Consider the following 5,741-nt stretch of genomic DNA (forward strand, 5'->3'; position numbering starts at 1 on the left):
ACAGCAACTCCAATAAGGCGCGACGGTCATCAGAAAATCATTTTTTATCAATGCGGAAAAATTCTGTTTTCTACAACCTCAAAGCAGATGAACAAAACGCAGAATTTTGACCATTATTTTATTCCCCGATTTTCAAATTTTCATTTTAAGCCCGACTCAAACGCGACAGACAAAAACCGTCCAATCAACAGCTGCTATGCTGAGCTTGTAAAGAACGAGGCACGAAACGAACTGATTGCAGAAGACGTAAAAAACGCTGTAAAAGCCGGACGCACTCCGCTGGTCTTGTCTGACAGAATTGAACACCTCGAAACATTAGAAAATCGCCTTAAAGATGCTGCAAAAAATGTGATTTTGATTACAGGACGAGGAACAACAAAGCAGAAGAAAAATCATCTGGAAAAACTAAATTCAATCCCAAAAGAAGAGAGCCTTATTGTTCTTGCCACGGGAAAATATGCAGGAGAAGGATTTGACCAGCCACGGCTGGACACTTTGATGCTTGTCTTTCCGTTCAGCTGGAAGGGAACTCTTGCGCAATACTGCGGACGGCTCCACAGAAATTTCGCAGGCAAAAGCGAAGTTCAGATTTATGATTATGTGGATTTTAGAATTCCGATCTTTGACAGAATGTATCAGAACAGGCTGAAAGGCTACAGGCAGCTTGGCTATTCTGTAAAAGTGAATGATGAAAAATGCGGCGGTCAACAGGAAAATGCGCGCTCTAAAATATATTCCTTTGCCGAATATAAAACAGATTTTGAAAATGACCTTGCCCACGCAGAAAAATCTGTCACACTGTTTTTGCCGTATCTTACAAAAGCGCAGGTGCAGAATTTTATTCATTTGCTTTCAAAGAATATTTCAAACGGCGCAAGGTTTCTTGTTTTTACAAAACGTGCGGCAAGCGCAGAAACTCAGAAAAACCAGGACGCACTGATTCTTCAGCTGGAAAATGCCGGCGCAAAAGTTGAAAAACGGAACGAGCTTTCCCAAAAAACTGCAATAATAGACGAAAAAATTCTCTGGTACGGAAGCGTGAACTTTTTAAGCGCGCCAAATTTCCACACGTCCAGCCCACAAGAAAACGAAGAATGCACAATCCGCATTTTCAGCGCAGCGGTAGCACAGGAAATAGAAGCGGAGATGGTCGGGAAAAAAGAAGTATGAGTTCTGTTTTTCCTTAGTGCACACTAAGGAAAGTGGTTGACAAATCACTTTGGACAAAAAACTTCGCATTGCCCGTTTTTCGTCCAAATAAATTATTTTATCAGTTGGAGTCTTATTATGTCGGAAATGGAAAATGCAGTATTCGGAAAGCCTAAGTATCGTCAATGTAAAAATTGCGGTCAATCTTTTAAAATCGGAAAAGGAGTTAACAACAAAGGAAAAAGATTTACTCCTGCGGGGATTGTACTTGCAGTCTGCACTCTCGGAACATCTCTTATAAATCCTATGTTTTCTTTTCAGAAATACTGTTCCAGAGAATGCTGGAGGGCAGATACGCAGCAATAACAACTGAAAAAACTGTTTATTCCTTAAACCGCAGAGATATCAATGTCCTTTCATTGTTTTCTCTGCAAGAACTTTATATGATTATCATAATTGTTTTTCAAAAGCTGCCAAAATTTACTCGATGTGTTTCCAAGAGATGAAAGCTTCTCTATTATATTTTTCCCACACATATCCAATCATTCTGTAAAAATCTTCTTTCCAGATTTTATTATTACAGCCTTTTTTATCCGCTGTGTAGTTTGTGCAGGCGAGAAAATGGTTTGAGCCGTCTTTTGATGGCTTTACGATGGCTATTTATGTCCGCTTTTACTATAAATTATTTCTGCGCAATTGTCATTGACTACTGCTGAAGAGTTACATTTGATTTTTTCCCAAACTAAAACAAATCATCCAAAGCAACAACAGAATACTCCGGATTTTTTTCTATCTGTTTTTTCACACCAGAAGTAACTCCGTTTTTTGAAAAAATAATGAACGACTTATTCGGCTGCCTGACACAAAATGCGGAATCCTGCAAGTCTTTTAACTGTTTTTCGCCAAAAGGTTCATCTGTATATTTACATTCGCAGATGACGGCATTTTCATTGTCCGTTGCAAGAATGTCAATTTCTTCCTGCTTCTTTAAAACCGGGTTATTGCCCCACCAGCGTCCAAGATTTTCTGCAAAGAACGACATTTTTCCGTTATAAAACAGTTCTTTCAAATATGTCTCGCATACTGCCTCAAACCTGTAGCCTGCAAAAGCGTTAAGCTTCTCCTTGGTAAGTTCTCTTTCAAAATACAACTCAGGCGAAATCAATCCGTTCAGCATATTCCGATGTTTAAAGATAAACGCAAAATAAAATGCGAAATAATTATCACAAATTGAATACAATGTGTTTCTGCTTTTTTCTTTTTCGCCGCAAGGAACTTCTTTTTTTATGAATCCCAGATTTATCAGGACATTGATATACTTTGCAATTTTAGCCGAATCATCGTCAACCTTGTCCTTGATTGTGTTAAATGTTGAAGCGCCTGCATTTATAGCCAGCATGATGTTCTTATAGAAATAAGTTTCTTTCAGTTCCATCCGAAGAAGAGTTTCAATTTCGTTAAAAAGGTATCCGGTGGTAGAAAGGCAGTGTCTGATTACATTCTCTTTAATCGAAAATTTGTCGTCAAAAAGCGAGAGATAAAGAGGAATGCCGCCCAATATAGAATAAGCCAAAAGCGCATCAGAATTTGAATAATTTGGGAAAAATCCCCTTGCCTCTTTATAAGTAAAAGGAAGAAGCTTCAATTCAGAAGTTTTTCTTCCGTAAAGCGGTTTTGCAGAATCATCGATTATCTCTTCGATTACAGAAACTTCCGAACCGCACAATATGAGAAAGATGTTTTTTGATTTCAGAATTTTATCAATCGCATTTTGCAGACCTGAATCAAAAGCCGGATTTGAATTGTAAAGATAAGTGAACTCATCAATTATCAACACAAGCCGTTCATTTATCTCTGTATTTTTAAGAAAGGAATAAACATCGTTCCAGGTTGAAAATGAGTTCAAAAAATCCCCTGCCTTTAGAACTTTGTTCAACTCTTCGCAAAAATTCTGAACATTGCTTTTTTCGGAAGATTTATCGCCTGTAAAGTAAACAACATTTTTCTGGTGATTTTTTGCAAAATGAGATAAAAGATATGATTTGCCGACTCTGCGCCTGCCATGAAGAATCAGCATTTCAAATTTGCCGGACTTATACAGCGATTCCAGCAAATCAAGTTCCTTTTTCCGCCCGATAAAGATTTCTGCGTTTTTCATATAATTTACCCAAAAGTTATTTACTCTAAAGTAAATTATATTTTATTTCAGATAAAATTCAAGAGTTCAAAACATGGAGCCATTTCTAAAATTCTTCTCAAGAAAAAGGAAAGGTATCTGTATTTTTTGTGGATAAATTATTATATGACTTCCCATGTCGTTTTACCAGTTTTGTAGAATAATTTTTCTCTGCGGACTTTGAATTTTGACAACTGCATCCAAACTCTCACTATATGCAAGCCTCATGCGTTATCATGCTCGTATGAAACAAGACGACAAAATCAGAACTTATTTATTTTTTGGAACTCCTGGAAGCGGAAAAACGAATATTCTGTTCAAATTCCTGCGTCAGAAAATTCTAGAAGAAAAGCGATACGGCAACGGAAAAATGACAGAACCGCCATACGAAGTTCTTTCCTTCAACAGCTTTAATATCTGCGCCAGTGAAATGTGCCGGAAGCTCTGCCGTATAATGAGTATTCCGTGCAAGGCTGAAATCAGCAAATTTCCGAAAGATTACAGCTATAGCCCGAATAAAACTTATTTTGTGGACACAAGCGGAAAACTTGATGGGCAAAAAGCTTTATAAGAGTTCTTTTCAAATGGTTCGTTCGCCACAAAATGTTTTCTGGCGATTCCAGCTGTTATTGACCTCCAGATTTTGAGCGGAATTTTAGAGCAATATGCCTTTTTAAAGAATTTTAAAGTTGTCTTGACTTTCTGTGATTTTGCAAATGACAAAAAGATAAATCAGCTTTCAGAATTTTTTGAATCAAGAAAGATAAGGATAGCAGCCCGCAACATTTCAGGAACAATCGATGGGTCAATGGAATTTTTGTAGGCTCATTTTCCGGCGAAGACAATTTTCCATACGGTAAACGCGTCGCAACAACCATGCTTGAAGTTGCAGAGTCCGCACGAATTATACACAGAAATTTTCTAATGAAGAATCAAGTCTTATTTTTCCGGAAGCCTGATTTCTCCAGACGACTCAACCTTATTCTTCAAGCAGTTTGATTTTTCCAGATTTTTCAAGTCCGAATATCACATCAAGAATTTTCTGCTGCGCCTCCAAGGAATCATTGCGAGAAACGTTCGTGTTGTACCGCATGTCTTCCGTTATCATCTGCTCCGCACGTTTTGACATATTGCGAAAAAATGCATTCTTCACTTCCGCACTCGCTTCCATCAAGGCATATTCCAGCTCCATAACATCAATTTCCTTCAAAACCAGCTTAACGGCACTGTTCTTTAAAAGATAAATGTCGTCAAAAGTCATCGCATTTTTCATGTCCGCCTCCAGTTTTGTTTTACGAAATATTTTTATTCAGCTTTATAATTATGATAACACGGCGGACTTGCACATAATGACAGCCTGATTTTTTTCAAAAGAATATTTTTCGTGATATAATTTTTAGGCTTGCATTATCTGACAGCGTGATGGTGTATGCTGAAACTATAGCGAGGTGAAAAGGATGGAAAAATCAAATTATCCACAATTAGATGAAGGACTTGATGAGAAAGTAATAGGATTTGATGGAAAAACATTTACGCTCAGAGAACTTAGAGTTACGGCTAATGAGTATACAGCAAAAACTCCGATTGAAGAACGTAAATCAATAAAAGAAAAATTCGAGCAAATATTTAACTGTGATAAAGAAAAAATTCCGGACGAATTATTGAAAGAAGTTTATGGCGATAACATAAAAACTGAAGAAATTTGGAAAAAAGTTCCATTGTATAAAACTGAAAAAAACGGAGAAGCAGAATATTCAGTAAGCAATTTTGGAAGAATCAAACATTATGGAATAATAATGAAGCAAGGCGACAAATTGGGAAAAGAATATGGCGGTTACCTTGTAATGAAAGATTATACAAGACCAGCTGAATATAATTTTGATTCTACAACCTGTGTTTATCGCTTTGTCGCAGCAGCCTTTTTACCAAACTATAAAAAAGGAATGCATGTTCACCACATCAACAACAACGGATATGACTGCCGCCCGGAAAATCTGATTTTGCTGGAAAAAGATCAACATTCACTAGTTCATAATTTTCCTATTCCAGAAATGGCGGAAGATCCAAATTATGGGAAATAAACGGCTTTCGCTTTCCAATTACCGCAGGGCCTTGCAAATTGACGAGCTGATTGCAGCGGAAAAATATCCGAACGTCGCTTTTCTGATGCAAAAATTCGAATGTTCGGAGGCAACAGTTCTGCGGGCAATCGAGACTCTGCGAAACGATTTTGGCGCGGAAATATTATACGACCGCAGCAGAAAAGGCTACTACTATGCTGAACCGCACTTCCGTCTGATTGCGAGCTTCACGACCGAAAAGCAGATTATCGCCGCGCACCTGATGACAAATCTGCTTAAAGTCGTAAAGGACACTCCAATTTACAATCAGGCGATTGAAGTCTACAAAAGCCTTG

6 protein-coding genes are annotated in these 5,741 nt (G+C 37.7%); 4 read left to right on the top strand and 2 right to left on the bottom strand.

Features of this window, described 5'->3' with window-relative positions:
- On the top strand, positions 1-1,170 hold a 1,170-nt coding region (locus B2X33_RS07255), incomplete at its 5' end, for a phospholipase D-like domain-containing protein (RefSeq protein WP_296668675.1).
- A gap of 721 nt (positions 1,171-1,891) precedes the next feature.
- Here B2X33_RS07255 and B2X33_RS07260 read toward each other — a convergent pair.
- Complete coding sequence (locus tag B2X33_RS07260; RefSeq protein WP_349675715.1) at positions 1,892-3,346, bottom strand: ATP-binding protein; 1,455 nt, start codon at positions 3,344-3,346, stop codon at positions 1,892-1,894.
- 223 nt (positions 3,347-3,569) lie between these two features.
- Here B2X33_RS07260 and B2X33_RS07265 point away from each other — a divergent pair, with 223 nt between their 5' ends.
- The gene (locus B2X33_RS07265) at positions 3,570-3,896 is read left to right on the top strand and encodes a hypothetical protein (RefSeq protein ID WP_296668677.1); all 327 of its coding nucleotides are present in this window, start codon (positions 3,570-3,572) and stop codon (positions 3,894-3,896) included.
- 408 nt (positions 3,897-4,304) lie between these two features.
- Here B2X33_RS07265 and B2X33_RS07270 read toward each other — a convergent pair whose 3' ends face one another.
- Positions 4,305-4,598: a FliG C-terminal domain-containing protein gene (locus B2X33_RS07270; protein WP_296668679.1), complete on the bottom strand. Its 294-nt coding sequence runs from the start codon at positions 4,596-4,598 to the stop codon at positions 4,305-4,307.
- Positions 4,599-4,782: 184 nt separating this feature from the next.
- Between B2X33_RS07270 and B2X33_RS07275 the strand changes: the two genes are divergently transcribed.
- Entirely contained in the window at positions 4,783-5,406 is a 624-nt protein-coding gene (locus B2X33_RS07275) for an HNH endonuclease (protein ID WP_296668681.1), read from the top strand.
- Positions 5,396-5,741: HTH domain-containing protein (locus B2X33_RS07280; RefSeq protein WP_296668683.1), on the top strand; the 346-nt coding region annotated here is incomplete at its 3' end. The genes B2X33_RS07275 and B2X33_RS07280, both read left to right, overlap by 11 nt.

Origin of the sequence: Treponema sp. UBA785 (assembly GCF_002297065.1) — a bacterium.
Lineage (GTDB): Bacteria > Spirochaetota > Spirochaetia > Treponematales > Treponemataceae > Treponema_D.

Coding starts and splice junctions, on each gene's coding strand:
- B2X33_RS07265 (WP_296668677.1), top strand. CDS start 3,570: ATGAAACAAGACGACAAAATCAGAACTTATTTATTTTTTGGAACTCCT.
- B2X33_RS07270 (WP_296668679.1), bottom strand. CDS start 4,598: ATGAAAAATGCGATGACTTTTGACGACATTTATCTTTTAAAGAACAGT.
- B2X33_RS07275 (WP_296668681.1), top strand. CDS start 4,783: ATGGAAAAATCAAATTATCCACAATTAGATGAAGGACTTGATGAGAAA.